Annotated in this window: 15 protein-coding genes; 10 read left to right on the top strand and 5 right to left on the bottom strand. The window is 69.2% G+C overall.

Features of this window, described 5'->3' with window-relative positions; all coding sequences use genetic code 11:
- From EJ913_RS11680 to EJ913_RS11670, 3 genes are all read right to left on the bottom strand, one after another.
- Positions 1-569 (bottom strand): NAD(P)/FAD-dependent oxidoreductase (locus tag EJ913_RS11680; RefSeq protein ID WP_185909758.1); only part of this gene is annotated, 569 nt, incomplete at its 3' end.
- On the bottom strand, positions 559-2,412 hold the full coding sequence (locus EJ913_RS11675) for a LodA/GoxA family CTQ-dependent oxidase (protein WP_126997930.1): 1,854 nt from the start codon (positions 2,410-2,412) through the stop codon (positions 559-561). The genes EJ913_RS11675 and EJ913_RS11680, both read right to left, overlap by 11 nt.
- A gap of 65 nt (positions 2,413-2,477) precedes the next feature.
- Positions 2,478-3,791, bottom strand: coding sequence for a ferritin-like domain-containing protein (locus tag EJ913_RS11670; protein ID WP_126997928.1), 1,314 nt, complete (start codon positions 3,789-3,791; stop codon positions 2,478-2,480).
- Positions 3,792-4,221: 430 nt separating this feature from the next.
- Between EJ913_RS11670 and EJ913_RS11665 the strand changes: the two genes are divergently transcribed.
- Complete coding sequence (locus EJ913_RS11665; RefSeq protein WP_126997926.1) at positions 4,222-6,069, top strand: di-heme oxidoredictase family protein; 1,848 nt, start codon at positions 4,222-4,224, stop codon at positions 6,067-6,069.
- Positions 6,070-6,249: 180 nt separating this feature from the next.
- Here EJ913_RS11665 and EJ913_RS11660 read toward each other — a convergent pair whose 3' ends face one another.
- On the bottom strand, positions 6,250-6,915 hold the full coding sequence (locus EJ913_RS11660; protein ID WP_211098932.1) for a TetR/AcrR family transcriptional regulator: 666 nt from the start codon (positions 6,913-6,915) through the stop codon (positions 6,250-6,252).
- A gap of 213 nt (positions 6,916-7,128) precedes the next feature.
- Here EJ913_RS11660 and EJ913_RS11655 point away from each other — a divergent pair, with 213 nt between their 5' ends.
- The 9 genes from EJ913_RS11655 (at position 7,129) to EJ913_RS11615 (ending at position 15,876) form a co-directional block, all read left to right on the top strand.
- Positions 7,129-7,878 carry a PIG-L deacetylase family protein gene (locus tag EJ913_RS11655; RefSeq protein WP_126997924.1) on the top strand — a complete coding sequence of 250 codons (750 nt, stop codon included), beginning with the start codon at positions 7,129-7,131 and terminating at the stop codon, positions 7,876-7,878.
- Positions 7,875-8,588 carry a 4-carboxy-4-hydroxy-2-oxoadipate aldolase/oxaloacetate decarboxylase gene (locus tag EJ913_RS11650; RefSeq protein ID WP_126997922.1) on the top strand — a complete coding sequence of 238 codons (714 nt, stop codon included), beginning with the start codon at positions 7,875-7,877 and terminating at the stop codon, positions 8,586-8,588. The genes EJ913_RS11655 and EJ913_RS11650 overlap by 4 nt, the downstream gene beginning before the upstream one ends.
- Positions 8,589-8,655: 67 nt before the next feature.
- A complete protein-coding gene (locus tag EJ913_RS11645) occupies positions 8,656-9,843 on the top strand; it encodes an ABC transporter substrate-binding protein (protein WP_126997920.1) in 1,188 nt (395 codons plus the stop codon).
- A gap of 186 nt (positions 9,844-10,029) precedes the next feature.
- A complete protein-coding gene (locus EJ913_RS11640) occupies positions 10,030-10,896 on the top strand; it encodes a branched-chain amino acid ABC transporter permease (RefSeq protein WP_244939325.1) in 867 nt (288 codons plus the stop codon).
- Between the two features lie 21 nt (positions 10,897-10,917).
- Positions 10,918-11,943, top strand: coding sequence for a branched-chain amino acid ABC transporter permease (locus EJ913_RS11635; protein ID WP_211098931.1), 1,026 nt, complete (start codon positions 10,918-10,920; stop codon positions 11,941-11,943).
- Positions 11,943-12,698, top strand: a complete 756-nt coding sequence (locus tag EJ913_RS11630) for an ABC transporter ATP-binding protein (protein WP_126997916.1) — start codon at positions 11,943-11,945, stop codon at positions 12,696-12,698. The genes EJ913_RS11635 and EJ913_RS11630 overlap by 1 nt, the downstream gene beginning before the upstream one ends.
- The gene (locus EJ913_RS11625; RefSeq protein WP_126997914.1) at positions 12,691-13,404 is read left to right on the top strand and encodes an ABC transporter ATP-binding protein; all 714 of its coding nucleotides are present in this window, start codon (positions 12,691-12,693) and stop codon (positions 13,402-13,404) included. The genes EJ913_RS11630 and EJ913_RS11625 overlap by 8 nt, the downstream gene beginning before the upstream one ends.
- Positions 13,405-13,444: 40 nt before the next feature.
- Positions 13,445-14,344, top strand: a complete 900-nt coding sequence (locus EJ913_RS11620) for a DUF1932 domain-containing protein (RefSeq protein WP_126997912.1) — start codon at positions 13,445-13,447, stop codon at positions 14,342-14,344.
- 224 nt (positions 14,345-14,568) lie between these two features.
- Positions 14,569-15,876, top strand: a complete 1,308-nt coding sequence (locus EJ913_RS11615) for a gallate dioxygenase (protein ID WP_126997910.1) — start codon at positions 14,569-14,571, stop codon at positions 15,874-15,876.
- Between the two features lie 74 nt (positions 15,877-15,950).
- On the opposite strand, the gene EJ913_RS11610 is transcribed toward EJ913_RS11615, so the two are convergent.
- Positions 15,951-16,841 carry a LysR substrate-binding domain-containing protein gene (locus tag EJ913_RS11610; RefSeq protein WP_126997908.1) on the bottom strand — a complete coding sequence of 297 codons (891 nt, stop codon included), beginning with the start codon at positions 16,839-16,841 and terminating at the stop codon, positions 15,951-15,953.
- Positions 16,842-17,005 lie beyond the last annotated feature (164 nt).

Below are 17,005 nucleotides of genomic sequence, written 5' to 3'. Positions count from 1 at the left end.
GGCGCCCGCCGGCCGCCAGCGTCCACCACCACGCGGGCGGTCACGCTGCGCCGGCCGCCCGCGTCGCGCAGCCCGACGGTCCAGCCGCCCTCCGGCCGGCGTTCGATCCCGGCGAGGGTGGCGGGGGCCAGGAGGCGGGCGCCGCGCTCCGCCGCCGCCTCGCGCAGCCAGCGGTCGAAGCGGGCGCGGTCGAGATGCCAGCCGTGCCCGCTGCCCCGGCGCAGGAAGTCGTCGGCGCTCTCCCCGTCGCCGCTCCACAGGCTGAGATTGCCGTGGTAGGGGCGGTGGCCGAGCCGCCCGAGATCGTCCGGCAGGCCGAGCCGGGCCAGCAGCGGTCCGACGTTGGGCGTCGCCGACTCGCCGACCCGCAGCGCCGCCCGCTCCGGCGAGCCGTGGGCGGCGCGGTCGACCAGGACCACGCGCGGCACGCCGGCCGCGCGCAGGGCGAGCGCGGTGGCGGAGCCGGCCGGCCCCGCCCCCACGATCAGGACGTCCGCCGCGTCCGTGCCCGGAGGCGCGCCCGGAAGCGGGTCGCGCAACGCCTCGGGGGACAACGCTTCAGGGGACATCGGCCACCAGCGGCCGCGCCGGCTCGCCGATCCCCGCGGTGTCGCCCTGCGAGCCGGGCGTGCGGGGAAGTTGGCGCGCCACCTCGACGAAATGGGGATCGTCGGCGCTGCCGATGTTGAAGACGAAGCCGAGTTGGTCCCACAGCTTCACCATGTCCAGGTCGTCGGCGAACTGGATGTAGTCGTTGGCCTTCTGGTTGTACTCGGTGCCGATCCACGACACCTGCGGCCCCAGGGCCGGGCTGGGCTCGGCCAGAAGGGCCTTGGGCTCGGGCGGCAGATAGACGAATTCCGGCCGCTGCGCCGGCCACCACCACAGGATCCGGCCCTCGATGGGCTGCGACGAGCATTCGTTGAAGTCGGCCTGCCAGGGGACGGCCATGTAGCGGCTGATGTCGCCCGGCTCCATGCCCGCCGCCGGATCGAAGCCGAGGCTGAGCGGGCCGGACACGTCCGGCCGTGCCTTGATGCGGAAGGGGCCGTCGTAGATGGCCGGGTTGCGGGAGATCCAGGTCATCTCGATGCCCGGCGAGAAGGCGCCGCCGACGCAGTTGGCCAGCACGCCGCGGGTGACCGGATCGCCGGCGGTCCCGGCCGGTTCGACCCCCGGCTCGAACCAGCCGTCGGCCCATTGCTGGAGGAGGAAATACTGGGTGTCGGTCAAGCGCAGGTACTTCGAGGTCGCCACGGTGACGGTGCCGGGTTTCGAGGCGCCCAGCGCGTCGTCGCCGGCCAGATAGGGCATGGCGGTGGCGCCGGTGCTGGCGTTGACCAGGACGTTGTCCGCGCCGGGCGGGCGGATGATGTCGAGGATGTAGGCGCGGAAGCCGTTGAGCTTGGGATCCGGGTTGCCGAGCCTGACGAAATCGAAGCTGTGCGGCTTCGGCGGGATCGCCGCGACCCAGGGGTAGCGGGCGACTCGCTCGAAGATCGGCTTGATGTCGGTCTCGAAGAAGGGCTTGTAGCCGGTCGGCCCGGTCTTCCACATCCCGTCCGCGAACAGGTCGGGGCGGAGCCCCTGCTTGCGCACCACGACGTCGAAGATGGTGTCGTACAGCGTCACCAGATTGGGGATCTGCGGCGCGTAGGAGGGCGGTCCGACCATCACCCAGGCGCCGCCGACCTCCACGTCGGGGGGGCCGTCCTCCCCGTCCAGCAGGCTGATCCTCACCGACACCGGCCCGTCCGAGGTGTCGTCCCACCAGCCGTCGTTGTTGGCGTATTGCCCGATGTGGGGCGACGGCCTGTCCGATCCGGAATGCCCCAGCCCGCCCAGCACCAGAAGGCGCCCCTCTTCGTCGGTGCGCAGTTCGCCCAGCGTGTCGATGGGGTAGGGCTTCAGCCCCTCCGGCGGAAAGCTGCCGGCGTAGTCCGGCGGGATGGTGTCGCGCGAGAAGTGCTCGGCCGGGGCGTCGCTTCCCTCGATCGAGCGGGGGCCGGCATCGATCATCAGGGCGCGCCGATCCTCCGCGCTGGTCCGGTCGGCGTTGCGCAGCGGGTGGTTCGACGCGTAGCCGTCCTCGCCCTTCGAGGTCTGGAACTCGTACCAGCTCGACTTCTTGTTGGCGAGGTGGACGTACCAGCGGATCGAGGCCACGCCCTTGCTTTTCAACGTGACCTCCTCGGGCGGTCCGCCGTCGACGCTGCGCATCAGGCGGAAGCGCGCCGCCTGCCGGCGCAGCCGGCCTTCGTCGTCGCGGAAATCCTGCTCCCCGACGGGGCTGCCGTTGGGCAGGGTGGGCAGGGCGCCCTCCGTCTCGGGGCCGATGTAGAAGGCCGTCGGCGCGTTGCCGACGCGCGCGATGCCGATGGCGGGGACGATGGAATAGACGGTGTTGGACATGGTTTTCCCCTCGCTGTCCCGATCTGGCCGGGCTGAATGTTGCCGTTTGGGCGGTGCCGGTCGGGTTACAGCCCGAGTCCGATGGCGTCGGAACGGCTCTTCAGCGTCCGGACGCCGTCGATCACCCCGTGCAGCGCCTCCCGGTGCCTGGGGGCCGGGCCCGGCGGGGCGGGCGGCGCCACCGGGGCGACGAGCAGCGGGGGCAGCCCATGGTCGGCCAGCAGTTTGTCGAGGACCTTCAGGGCCGCGAGGAAGCTGTCGAAGCTGGCGTCCTCGACATACTCGAAGGTCGGGGCGGCGTTGGGACCGACGGACGGGTCGCCGTTCGGAAAGACGGGAAGCTGCATCAGCAGGTTGGCCAGGGTCGGCAGCTGGTTGTGCATCAGCGGCAGGGCGAGCGTGAAGTAGACGTCCGCCGCGCCGCCCCCCGCCTTGGTGAAGGAGGCCTCCAAATTCTTCAGCATCACGCTGTAGCCGACATTGAACGTCTTGACCGCCTGGAGGGCCGTGGGGTTGGTGAAATCCGACACCCGCGGGTTCGAGACGATGGGAAGCGTGTCGGGGAAGTCCGGCGCGTCGGCCACGCGCAGGAACTTGTAATAATGCGACAGCTCGTAGGGCGTGCCGAGGATCGGCCCGTAGGTGCCGTCGGTGCGGGCGCCGTAATGCTCGTAGGCGCCGTAGGGCTGCTGGGGGACCAGCGGGTGGGTCGGGTTCACCGCGCCCTCGCCCTGCTGGACGATCTGCTGGATGGCGAGCTGGGCGCTGTCCGCGTCGGTCACTTTCACGGCCTTGCCGCCGAACTTGCCGAGGTAGATGTCGGTGCGCTGCTCGGCCGACCCATTCTCGGCAAAGACCTTGTCCGCGCCGTACTGCTCGACACAGCGCTCGATGCCGTCCGACAGGGCCTTGTAGAGCTGGCCGATGGTCTGATAGTCGCTGCCCTGCGGCGGCGCGGTGAAGGGGGCGGGGGTCTCGATCGCCATGAAGACGTTGCGGAACACCGCCTGCGAGGCCCGGTACAGCCCGACATAGGGCGTGGCGGTGGTGCTGGCCGAGGGCAGATAGGCCGGGTAGACGGGCACCACGCTCCCGGTCAGCTTGGGCTGCCCGCCGATGCCGACCAGGATGTTGGCCGCCTGGTTGAGGTGGAACATCTCCTCCACCACGACGCTGCGCAGCGCCTGGTAGGCGGCCGAGCTCTTGTCGGTGATCGAATAGAGCGCCGTCAGATAGGCGGGCACCGTGGTGAATTCGACCTGGATCGCCAGCTGCGCGGCGGCGCGCAGATCCGCGAGGGTCGAAATCGGCGTGTAGGCGACCGACAGCGGGGCCGCCGCCTTCCCCTGCGCCCGCTCCAGAAGACGTTGCTCAGTCATGGTCCGCGTCCCTCCCAATCGGTGATGCCGCCCGCGCGCCGTCGTTCCGGCGCGCCGTTATGCGTCGCGTGCGACGACTATCATCAAGCAACGACCGATAATCAACGCATGAATTTCCAAATTTTAATGTACATACCATGATATTATTTTGCACACCTTGCCAAAATCATCCCAAAATTATGATTCCTATGACTGTTTTTACAGATAACAATGCAAGGAAATTTGAAAAATAATCTTTCCAAAAATCTATCCTCTTATCTATTCGGTTGATTCCCGAAAATTTCTCTCAATAATTGATGTCAACCTGTAGTTTCCGGAGTTCATATGCATGAAAATCGCTCCAATCGCCACAAGATCAATCATTGCGCTCGGAATTTTGTCGGTTTTTACCCCTGATGCGGGTGCCCAGCAAGCCAACATCACGTCGAGCGTGACCATCCCGCAGCAGGACGTGATGTCCGGCAGTGTCACGTTGCGGCGGATCGTCGAATCCGGCGCGCATTTCTTCAGCTATCCGTATTTCCCGCAGGACGGCTGGGGCGAGGGCGCGGACGGCCCGCGCGCGTGGCAGCGCAAGGCGCTCTACCCGAATTCGCCGTTCAGCCCCTACGCGACGGCGGATGGGAGCGTGCCGCCGCCGATCCCCTTCCTGCGCCTGAACGGCATCGACAGCCAGAGCTGCTACGAGTGCCACACGTCGATCGGCGCCACCGTCCAGCCCGACCTCGCCGGCGCCAACCCGCCCGGACCGGCGACCCGCACCCAGCCGGCGATCGGCGGCGCCGCCGGCATCGCCAACACCGCCTTCATCAACGGCCAGTTTCCCAACCCGCTGACCCAGTTGGTCCGCAACCCGCCGCACGTGTTCGGGACCGGCTACACCCAGGCGCTGGCCAACGAGATCACCGGGCAGCTGCTCGGGCAGCAGGCCCTTCTCGCCGACCACGCCCGCTACACGCCCGACAAGCCGGTGACCCTGCCGCTGGCGGCCAAGAACCTGTCCTTCGGCTGGCTGGGCGCCACCTACGACAGCAAGACCAAGACCGTCGTCTACGACTACAGCCGGCTGACCGGAGTCGCCCAGGACCTGGTCGTGCGTCCGTTCCAGTGGAAGGGGATCGCCTCGTCGGTCCGTCACTTCGCGGCGGCCGCGACCCAGTTCCATTTCAGCATGGAGGCGGTCGAGGTCGTCGGGGTCAACAACGACAACGACGGCGACGGGGTGATCAACGAGCTGAGCTACGGCAACATCGGCGCGCTGACCAGCTTCGTGGCGCTGACACGGCCCCCGACGGTCGAGACGCCGGCCGACTCCACCCGCAAGGCCCAGGCGACCCGCGGCGCCGCGATCTTCGCCGGCACGGCGACCGACGCCGGACTCCCGGCCGGCAGCGCCATGTGCGCGTCCTGCCACCAGCCGGTCCAGCAACTCGACCGGCCGGTGGTGACGATCGAATGGGGCACCGTGCTTGACCATCCCGATCAGGTCGGCTCCGACGCCGGAATCACGCTGCCGTCGCGCCTCCAGGGACGCGCCGGGGAGACCCGCAAGCGGACCGTCGCGGCCCCCACCCTGGTCAATCCGCTGCCCAGCACGGAACATTTGCCGGTGGTGCGCGAGGTGCGGGCCCGGCTGGCCAAGGTCTCGGCCCAGGCCGACGACGCCACCCGCAGGGGAGAGCCGGCCGCGGCGGTTGCCGCCCTTTACGACAAGGCGGTCGCCGACGCCGACACGACGGCGGTCGGCGGGCTGGAGATCAACCTGAACACGCTGGCGAGCCGGCCGACACCCTCCACGGCATGGCGAAACCTGGACGGAGGAACGCCCGGCGGCACGGCCGGCGCGTTGCCGGCCTACGCCCGCGACCGCCTGCCCTACACGGATCCGAACGCCCCCCTGGCGGTGCCGCTGTTGAGCGACCTGCGCCTCCACGACATGGGCCCCTGCCTCGCCGACATCGCGCCGCAGGCCACGGACGTGGCGACCATCGCCGTTCCGCCACAGCAATTCCTGACCCGGCCGTTGTGGGGCGTCGCCGACAGCTGGCCCTACCTGCACGACGGGCGGGCGCTCGATCTGGCGCAGGCGATCCGGTTCCACGGCGGCACCCGCCCGGCCAGCCTCGCGGCGGAATTCCCCTACCAGTGCGCCGGCAGCGAAGCCGACCCGGTGATCGACGCCTTCTACGCGTTGTCCGCCGGCGACCAGGAGGCTCTCCTCGTCTATCTGACCACCTTGCGGCTGCCGCCGTTGCCGGGAGCGGTGGTTCCGTTCTGAACGCCGCGCCCCCCCCGTGTTCGTTCCCGGTGGGCATACCCCCCGCCGGGAACGAACACGGTGTTATCCATGAGCGGTCGGGCCGTTCGCACCGGCGCGGCCCGCCGCGCATCGGGGCGCAGCGGATGCCGGTCCTGCTCCGTCCTGTGAAGTCTCCTCGAGCGGTTCAGGCTTGGCGAATCAGGCCGCCGCGCCGTCCGTCGCCGGCGCGCGGAAGGCGGCCACGGCGGCGTGGACGATCTGGGCCAGCGCCTCCTGCGTGTTCTCGCCGTCCGCCTCCCCGTCCGACAGGCGCGCCACGCGCCAGGGGTTGATCAGCGTGTAGCTGACCGCCCCCAGCAGGAAATGCGTGCGCCAGACGATGTCGGCGCGCGGCAGGTGCGGCAGGCACTCCTGAAGCGCGTCGATGAAGGCGAGGTTGATCGGGTTGAAGGTCTCCGCGATGATCTTCTGCGCCTCCTCGTGCCGCTCCGCCATCACCACGGCGCGCAGCCGGGCAAAGCGGGCGCCGCCGCCGACACTGCCGTCCGCTTCGGAAAGGGATGGCAGGATGAAGGCGCGAACGATCGCGGCAAGGCGGTCCTCGGGGTCGCGGATGCGCTGCGCCTCGTTCAGCAACTCGCTGCGCCGCCGGTTCATCGGCCCGGAATGCTGGTCGTAGATGGCGCGCAGCAGCCCGTCCTTCGACCCGAAATGGTAGCTGATGCTGCCGAGGTTGGCGCCCGAGGCCTGGGCGATCTCGCGCATCGACACCGCGCGGAAGCCGCTCTTGGAAAACAGCTCTTCCGCGGCGTCGAGAATCGCCTCCCGCATCGAGGTTTGACGTTGCGGCATCGACACGGGCACGGGCGCGACCTCCGGACAAAGCGGGAAAACCGGCGCCATCCTAGCGCGCCTTGGTCAGACGTACAAATTATTTGAACGTGTTAACGCACACTTTGGTCGTCCGTCACAATTCATGTTGACAGGAAACTGTCGCCACGCCTAGCATTTGTACAGGCGTCCAAATGAGGCGGTCGTCCAAACAACAGCCCTCACACAACAGAGCGTAGAGCGTCCATGAGCACGCAATCGCAGAAGAGCGCGCTGGTCGTCAGCGCGCATCCGGGAGACTTCGTCTGGCGGACCGGCGGCGCCGTCGCGCTGCACGTCAAGCGCGGCTACCGCGTGAAGATCGTCTGCCTGTCCTACGGCGCGCGCGGCGAGAGCCAGGGCGCCTGGAAGCAGCCCGGCGCCACGCTGGACGCGGTCAAGCGGCAGCGCCACGACGAGGCGCAGCGCGTGGCCGAACTCTTCGGCGCCGAGATCGAGTTCTTCGACACCGAGGATTACCCGCTGGATCTCAACCGCGCGATGCTCGACCGGCTGGTCGAGGTCTACCGCGAGGTCCAACCGGCCTTCGTGCTGACCCACGCCTCGGCCGATCCCTACAACTACGACCACCCGGACGCCGCCCGCTTCGCCCAGCAGGCGCGCATCGTCGCGCAAGCCGCCGGCCACGATCCGGGCGCCAAGACGCTGGGCGCCCCACCGGTCTTCCTGTTCGAGCCGCACCAGCCCGAGCAGTGCGACTTCAAGCCGAACGTGATCCTGAACATCGACGAGGTCTGGGACATCAAGCGCCAGGCCTTCGAGTTCCTGCCGGCCCAGCGTCACCTGTGGGACTACTACACCCGTGTCGCCTTGCAGCGCGGCGCCCAGGGCGGGCGCAACTCCGGGCGCAGCGCCACCTACGGCACCGCCCAGGGCATGACCTACGGCGAAGCCTACCAGCGGGTGTTCCCGATGGTGCTGGAGGAGCTGGCATGATCCCCGCCGCGAGATTGGGCGTCGTCGTCCGCACCGTCGACCGCGCCGACGCGGCGGCGGTGGAGACGCTTGGCACGCTGGGCGTGTCCACCGTGCACGAGGCGATGGGGCGACTGGGGCTGCTGAAGACCTACATGCGCCCGGTCTGGCCGGGGGCGCGGGTGGCGGGGACCGCCGTCACCGTGCTGGCCCAGCCCGGCGATAACTGGATGCTGCACGTCGCGGTGGAGCAGTGCCGGCCCGGCGACGTCCTGGTCGTCGCCGTCACCACCGACAACACCGACGGCATGTTCGGCGACCTGCTGGCGACCTCGCTGATGGCGCGCCAAGTCCGCGGGCTGGTGATCGACGCCGGGGTGCGCGACGTGGCCAGCCTCCAGGAGATGGGCTTCCCGGCCTGGGCGCGGGCGGTCTCGGCCAAGGGCACGGTCAAGGCGACTCTCGGCTCCGTCAACATCCCGGTGGTCTGCGCCGGGGCGCTGGTCAATCCCGGCGACGTGGTCGTCGCCGACGAGGACGGGGTCGTCGTGGTGCCCGCCGCCCGCGCCGCCGAGGTCGCCGCCGCCGGGTTGAAACGCTCGGCGAACGAGGAGGACAAGCGCAAGCGCCTGGCATCCGGGGAACTGGGCCTGGACATGTACGGCATGCGCCCGGCGCTGGCCGAGGCCGGGCTGGTCTACCTCGACCGCCTCGACGATCCGGGCCGCTGAGTTTGGGCCGCTAAAGCGACCTCCAAAGCTCTTTCAAAGAAAAATACCCCCTCGGGAGGAAAACGCGATGTCTCTTCGTTCCCTGATGCTCGGCACCGCCATGGCGACCGCCGCCATCCTGCCGCTCGCCGACGGCGCCGCCGCCAAGGCTTACAAGGTCGGCCTCGTGGTCTCCCTGTCCGGCCCGACCGCCTCGCTCGGCCAGCAGATCGAGCGCGGCGCCAAGCTCTACCAGTCGCTGCACAAGAACGGCCTCGGCGACGACACGGTCGAGCTGATCGTGCGCGACGACACCGGCCCCGCCCCCGACGTCGCCAAGCGTCTGGCGCAGGAGCTGGTGGTGCGCGACAAGGTCGATGTCCTGGCCGGCATCATCTTCACGCCGAACGCCAACGCCATCGCCCCCATCGCGACGCAGGCCAAGGTGCCCTTCGTCATCATGAACGCCGCCTCCTGGGCGACGACAAAGGCCTCGCCCTACATCGTCCGCGTGTCGCAGACCCTGCCGCAGATCACCGTCCCGCTCGCCCAATGGGCGGCCAAGCAGCCCGACATCAAGAGCGTCTACACCCTGGTGTCCGACTACGCGCCGGGCATCGAGGCGGAGGAGGCCTTCGCCAGCGGCCTCAAGGAGGCCGGCAAGACGGTGACCGCGTCCGTCCGCGTGCCGGTGCAGAGCCCCGACTTCGTGCCCTTCCTGCAAAAGGTGAAGGACGCCAAGCCCGACGCCCTCTACGTCTTCCTGCCCGGCGGCACCCAGTCGACCGCGCTGATGAAGGCCTACCAGAGCCTCGGGCTGAAGGAGGCCGGGGTGCGGCTGATCGGCTCCGGCGAGGTCGCGGTCGAGGACGAGCTGCCCAACATGGGCGACGCGGCGCTGGGGGTGGTGACCGGCTTCCATTACTCCACGTCGCACGACAGCAAGCTCAACGCCGATTTCGTCAAGGCGTGGCAGGCGGCCTACGGCGCCGACAGCGTGCCGACCTTCATGGGCGTCGGCGGCTATGACGGGATGGCCGCCATCCACGGCGCCATCAAGGCGCTGAAAGGCAAGTTCACCGGCGAGGCGGCGGTCGAGGCGATGCGCCACTGGAGCGCCGAGAGCCCGCGCGGCCCCATCGCCATCGACCCCGACACGCGCGACATCGTGCAGAACATCTACATCCGCCGCGTCGAGAAGGTCGACGGCGCGCTTCGCAACGTCGAGTTCGAGACCTTCGCGGCGGTGAAGGATCCGGGCAAGGCGGCGAAGTAAGGTCTCCTCGTCCTGCCCCCTCCCCATCCCTCCCCCGCTTCGCGGGAGAGGGGGCCGGAGCCTTGCGAGAGTCCAGCGGCAGTCCCCTCTCCCGCGAAGCGGGGGAGGGTTAGGGAGGGGGCCGCGTCACCGCACCCACGCCGTCCTTCATCCGTCAGCGCCCTTGCCAAATAAGGAGGCGGCCCCGTGATCACGGCTGCTCTGACCATCCTCTTCCACGGCCTCGCCTTCGCGATGGTCCTGTACATCGTCTCCGTCGGGCTCGGCATCACCATGGGCCTGATGAACTTCGCCAACCTCGCGCACGGCGCCTTCGCCGCCGCCGGCGGCTACGTCGTCGTCGTGGCGACGCGGTCGCTCGGGCTGCCCTTCTGGGTGGCGCTGCCGGCGGCCTTCGTCGTGGTGGCGCTGGCCGGGGCGGTGGTCGAGCGGCTGGTCGTCCGCACCCTCTACGGCGCGGACGAGCTGCGGCAGGTGCTGTTCTCCATCGCGCTGCTGTTCATGGCCATCGCCGGCTTCACCGCCGCCTTCGGCCCGTTGCAGCAGCAGCCGGAAATCCCCGCCGCGCTCTCCGGCCAGATCGCGCTGGGCGACGTGGAGTTCCCCTCCTACCGGGCCTTCGTCATCGCGGCCGGCGTGGCGATCCTGGCGGCGCTGTGGCTGCTGATCGGCCGCACCCGCATCGGCATGCGCATCCGCGCCGCCGTCGACAACCGCAACATGGCCGAAGCCATCGGCGTCGATACCCGGACGCTGTTCACGCTGACCTTCGCGCTGGGCACCGGCATCGCGGGGCTGGGCGGCGGGATCGGCGCCGACATCCTGTCGATCACCCCGACCTACGGGCAGGAATACCTCGTGCTGTTCCTGATCGTCGTGGCGGTCGGCGGGCTGGGGTCGATCTTCGGTCCCTTCCTGGCGGCGCTGTGCATCGGCGTGGTCGACGTGGCCGGCAAGTACCTGCTTCCGGAATTCGGCGCCTTCTTCATCTACGGCGTCGTCATCGCCATCCTTCTGGCCAAGCCCGCCGGCCTGTTCGGCGTGCGGAGCTGACCCATGTCAGGAATCGAACGCGTGAAAAGCATCTCCGCCTCCTATCCGGGCGCCGCCGCGTCCTCGACCTGGCGCGGGCTGGCGATGGGCCGGACCGGCGGCGATCTCGCCATCGCCGTCCTGCTGGGCCTGGGCGCGCTGGCCACCCTGCTGTTCGGCGAGGCCTATTGGCTGCTCGGCAGCCAAGTCGCCATCACCATGATCTTCGCGCTGTCGGTCGACCTGCTGGTCGGCTTCGCCGGGATCGTCACGCTGGGCCACGCCGTGTTCTTCGGGCTGGGCGCCTACACGGTCGGCATCGCGTCGGCCCATCTCGGCTGGACCGAGCCGCTGTCCGGCCTGCTGCTGGCGGGCGTCGTGGCGGCCCTGTTGGGCGCCGTCACCGGGGTGCTGGTGCTGCGCACGCGGGGGCTGGGCCAGTTGATGCTGACCATGGCCTTCGCCTCGCTGGTCTACGAGATCGCCAACCGGGCCAAGCCGGTGACCGGCGGCGCCGACGGGTTGCAGGGCATGGTGATCGCGCCGATCCTCGGGCTGTTCGAGTTCGACATCTTCGGCCTGACCGCCTTCCTCTACACGCTGGCGGTTCTGGTCGCGGTGGTCGGGCTGGCCGTGCTGATGACCCGCTCGCCCTACGGGCGCTCGCTGGTCGGCATCCGCGAGAACCGGGTGCGCATGCAGGCCATCGGCACCAACGTGCAGCATCGTCTGCTGTCGATCTACGTGATGTCGGCGGCGCTGGCCGGGATCGCCGGGGCGCTGCTGGCCCAGACCTCGCAGTTCGTCGGCCTGAACGTCCTGCATTTCAGCCTGTCCGGCGAGATCCTGATCATCGTCGCGCTGGGCGGCGCCGGGCGGCTGTGGGGCGCCCTGCTGGGGGCGCTGGTCTTCACCCTGTTCAAGGACCGGCTGTCGGCGCTCGACCCCGCCTACTGGTATTTCTGGCTGGGGCTGCTGCTGGCGGTGATCGTGCTGTTCGCGCCCAAGGGCCTGATCGGTCTGGTGGACCGCCTGCTGTCGATCCTGCACCGCAAGGAGAGCCTGTGATGACCGCCGCGATCCTGGAAACCCACGCCCTGCACAAGAGCTTTGGCGCCCTGACCGTGGCGCAGAACATCAACTTCTCGCTGGAGCCCGGCACCTTCGAGGCGCTGATCGGCCCCAACGGCGCCGGCAAGAGCACCTTCGTCAACCTGCTGACCGGTCTGATCCCGCCGACCTCGGGCTCCGTCATCCTCGACGGCCAGGACGTGACGGCCCTGTCCATCGAATCCCGCGTCAAGCGCGGGATGGTCCGCACCTTCCAGATCAACACGCTGTTCAACAGCCTGACGGTGGCCGAGAACGTCATCCTGGCACTGGACGAGCACCACGGCCAGGGCTGGCGCCCGCTGCCGAGCCCGTCCCGCCGCCGGATCATCCGCGAGGAGGCCTACGAGATCCTGGGCCGGCTCGGCCTCGACGCCTGGGGCAACCGCGAGGTGAAGGAGCTGCCCTACGGCCGCCAGCGCCTCGTCGAGATCGCCATCGCGCTGGCGTTGCGGCCGAAAGTTCTGCTGCTCGACGAGCCCGCCGCCGGCATCCCGTCCACGGAAACGGGCACGATCATCGAGGTGCTGGAGAGTCTGGCCAGCGACCTCGCGGTGCTGATCATCGAACACGACATGGACCTCGTTTTCCGCTTCGCCCAGCGCATCACCGTGCTGGTGCAGGGCGCGGTGCTGGCGCGCGGCACACCCGACGAGATCGCCAACAACGACACGGTCAAGGCCGTCTATCTGGGAGAGGGCATCCATGCCTGACGACCTGTCGCTGCACAAAATCCGCGCCGGCTACGGCGCCACGGTGGTGCTGGAGGATCTCAGCTTCGATCTGGCCGCCGGCAGCAAGCTGTCGATCATCGGCCGCAACGGCGTCGGCAAGACCACCCTGCTCGCCACCATCATGGGGCTGACCCGCCTGCACGCCGGCAGGATCGGCCTCGGCGACCTGGACGTCGGGGCGTTGCGGCCCAACCGGCGGGCGAAGGCCGGCTTCGGCTTCGTGCCCCAGCAGCGCGAGATCTTCCCCTCCCTGACGGTGGAGGAGAACCTGCTGGTCGGCCTGCGCCCCGGCGCCTGGACGCTGGCGCGCGTCTACGACCTGTTCCCGCGCCTGCGGGAGCGCCGCGCCAACATGGGCAACCAGCTGTCGGGCGGCGAGCAGCAGATGCTGGCCTTCGGCCGCGCCCTGCTGACCAACCCGCGCGTGCTGCTGCTCGACGAGCCCTTCGAGGGGCTGGCCCCGGTGATCGTGGAACAACTGTTCCAGGCTCTGCTGCGCCTGCGCGACGAGGACCAGCTCTCCATCATCATGGTGGAGCAGCACGCCAAGCTGGCCCTGGCCTTCGCGCCCCGCACCATGGTGATGAGCCGTGGCCGCATCGCCTTCGACGGCGACAGCGGCACCCTGATCGACGATCCCGCCCGGCTCGACGCCCTGTGCGGCATCGGCGGCGGCCTGCATTGACCGGCCCCAAGACGCCGGCCCAAGACGAGAGACTCCGATCATGACGGACGCAAACATCGCCTTCATCGGCTTCGGCGAAGCCGCCCGGGCCTTCACCAGCGGGTGGCAAACGCGCGGCCCCGTGAGCGTGGCCGCCTACGACATCCTGTTCGACGACCCCCGCCACGCCGAGGCCAAGCGCGCGGAGTGCCGGGCGCTCGGCGTGACGCCGCTGGACAGCGCCGCCGAGGCCGCCGCCTGGGCCGATCTCGTGATCTCGGCGGTGACCGCCGATCAGGTGATCGCCGCCGCCGACAGCGTGTGTCCGGGCGTCCGTCCGGGGCTGCTCTACCTCGACATCAACTCCGCCGCGCCCTTCCGCAAGGCCGAGGCGGCGGAGCGGGTGGCGGCCAGGGGCGCCGGCACCGTCGACGTGGCGGTGATGGCCCCGGTCCACCCGCGCCGCCACGAGACGCCGCTGCTGATCAGCGGCCCGGCGGCGGCCGAGGCGGCGCCGATCCTCGCCGCCCTCGGTATGAAATTCGAGGTGGTCTCCGACCGCACCGGCGACGCCTCCACCGTCAAGATGATCCGCAGCGTCGCCATCAAGGGCTTCGAGAGCGTGACGATGGAATGCGTCACCGCCGCCGTGAAGCTCGGCATCGAGGACCGCATCATCCCGTCGATCACGGCGTCGCTGTCGAACATCGACTTCGCGGCGCTGGCCGACCACGTCATGGAGCGCGTGGTCGTCCACGGCAAGCGCCGCGCCGCCGAGATGCGCGAGGTCGCCGCGACGCTGGAGCACGCCGGGGTCAGCGGCTTCCTGCCGGCGGCGACGGCCGCCCACCAGCAATGGGTGTCCGACCTGAACGTGCGGGCGCGCTTCGAGGGCGAGGTTCCGCGCAACGCCGGGCGCATCGCGCGCGAAGTGCTGAACGCCATCGCCGAGAAACAGTAAGCACGACGGTCGGCCTGCCCTGCAAGCCCTCTCCCGTCCCGGGAGAGGGAGGGGACCCGCGAAGCGGGGAGGGTGAGAGGCTATCGGGCGTGGTACGCAATCCATGCTCCGATAGCCCCTCACCCTTCCCATGCTCCGCATGGGCCCCTTCCCTCTCCCGGGACGGGAGAGGGGGAGACACGCGCCTCGACCAAAACCGCAAACAAGAACCCCAGGAGGACCACGTGGCACGCATCGTTGGGTCGATCGCGACCTCGCACACCCCGACCATCGGTTTCGCCTTCGACCGGCAGAAGCAGGACGACCCGGTCTGGGCGCCGATCTTCGCCGCCTACGAGCCGGTGCGCCAATGGCTGGACGACCAAAAGCCGGACGTCCTGTTCTTCATCTACAACGACCACGTCACCTCGTTCTTCTTCGACCACTACTCGGCCTTCGCACTGGGCATCGGCGAGTCCTACAGCGTGGCCGACGAGGGCGGCGGCGCCCGCGCCCTGCCGCCGGTCAAGGGGCACGCCAGGCTGGCGCACCACGTCGGCGCGTCGCTGATGACCGACGAGTTCGACATGTCCTTCTTCCAGGAGCGCCCCCTCGACCACGGCTGCTTCTCGCCGCTGTCGATGCTGATGCCGCACGATCCGGACTGGCCGGTCCCCATCGTGCCGCTCCAGATCGGCGTGCTGCAATTCCCCATCCCCACCGCGCGCCGCTGCTACAAGCTGGGCGAGGCACTGCGCCGGGCCATCGAGAGCTACCCGGAGGATCTCAAGGTCGTGCTGGTCGCCACCGGCGGGCTGTCGCATCAGGTCCACGGCGAGCGGGCGGGCTTCAACAACACCGCCTGGGACGCCCAGTTCCTGGAGATGATCGAGAAGGATCCGGTCGCGCTCACCCGCATGACCCATGCCGATTTCGCGCGGCTCGGCGGCATGGAGGGGGCCGAGGTCATCATGTGGCTGGTCATGCGCGGCGCCATGTCGGCGACCGTCCGCAAGATCCACCAGACCTACTACCTGCCCTCGATGACCGGCATCGCCACCGTCATCTACGAGAACGAGGCCATCGAGCCGCCGGCCGACATCCTGGCGGAACACCGCGCGCGCATGGGCCACCAATTGGCGGGCGCCGGGGCGCTGACCGGCACCTACCCCTTCACCCACGCCTCCAGCGTCAAGGCCTACCGGCTCAACCGCTTCCTGCACAAGATGATCGAACCGGCGCACCGCGCACGCTTCCTGGCCGATCCCGAAGCCGCCTTCGAGGAGGCCGCCCTGACCGACGAGGAACGCCGTCTGGTCCGCGACCGCGACTGGCGCGGGATGATCCATTACGGCGTCATCTTCTTCATGCTGGAGAAGCTGGGCGCGGTGGTCGGCACGTCCAACCTTCACATCTACGCCGCCATGCGGGGCGAGACGCTGGAGGAGTTCCAGAAGACCCGCAACGCGCCGGGCGCGCTCTATTCCGTCGCCGGAACGGACGCCCCGTCGCTCGCCTGGGACCGCAAGGCGGAACCCAGCCCGGCCGAGTAACCGCCGCCTCCGCCCGAAGCCGGCGGCGCCTCCAGCGCGTCCTTGAAGCCGGTCGGAAGCCCCGGCGTTCCCCTTCAGCGAACGGCGTCCCGGACCAGCGCCGTGAATTCCTGGGCCTGCGGCCCCATCGCCATCCGGTGCGCGAAGAGGATCTGTCCGTCGGCGGCCGGCGCGTCGATCGGGCGCTGCACCACATCGGCGATCCCGAGCCGCGCGACCAGCGACGAGTAGAGGATCGAGACCCCCAGCCCCGCCGCCACCAGACCGATCGGCGTCCAGGCGCCCCGCACCTCCTGGGCGACCGTGGGGCCGAAGCCGTGCGCGGCGCAGAGGCCGTGGACATGGCCGTAGAGTCCGGTGCCGGCCTCCCGGTCCATCATGATCATCGGCTCGCCCTTCAGCTCGGCCACCGGGATCGCGGGCAGCGCCGCCAGCCGGTGATCCTTGTGGGCGAGCAGAACCAGCCGGTCGGTCAGCACCGGCAGAGTCGCGACGTCGGACGGGATCGGCGGCAGCGGCGCCCGGATGAAGCCGACGTCCAGGCGGTTCTCCGTCATCGCGTCGATCTGCTGGCGGGTGATCATCTCCAGCAACCGGATCTCGACGCCGGGGAAGGCGTGACGGTAGCCCCGCATCACGCGGGGAAACAGCTCCATGAAGGGCACCGAGGGGGTGAAGCCGACCCGCAGAACCCCGATGGTCCCCGCCGCCGCCCGCCGCGCCATCGTCACCGAACGGTCGGCCTGGGCCAGCGTCTGCCGGGCCTCCGCCAGGAAGGTCACCCCGGCCGGGGTCAGGGCGACCTTGCGCGAACTGCGGTCCAGAAGCTGGACGTCGAGTTCGGTTTCCAGCGCCTGGATCTGCTGGCTGAGGGGCGGCTGGCTGATGCCGAGCCGCAGCGCCGCCCGGCCGAAATGCAGCTCCTCCGCGACCACGACGAAATAGCGGAGATGCCTCAGCTCCATGGCTTTACCATTCGTAAAACATATTGATCGGCTACGAAATATATATTGGACCATTCATTCAGCGGCAAGTACCGTTTCAATCAGACGGACGGGCTGGAAGGATGAAGCGGACAAAGTCCCTTGAATTTCCTGCCATTACCCCGAAACAAAACCAAGAATGAAAT

The sequence above is a fragment of the Azospirillum doebereinerae genome, assembly GCF_003989665.1.
GTDB lineage: Bacteria > Pseudomonadota > Alphaproteobacteria > Azospirillales > Azospirillaceae > Azospirillum > Azospirillum doebereinerae.
Note: the sequence above shows the minus strand (reverse complement) of the source record. Positions and strands in the feature narration are given on the sequence as shown.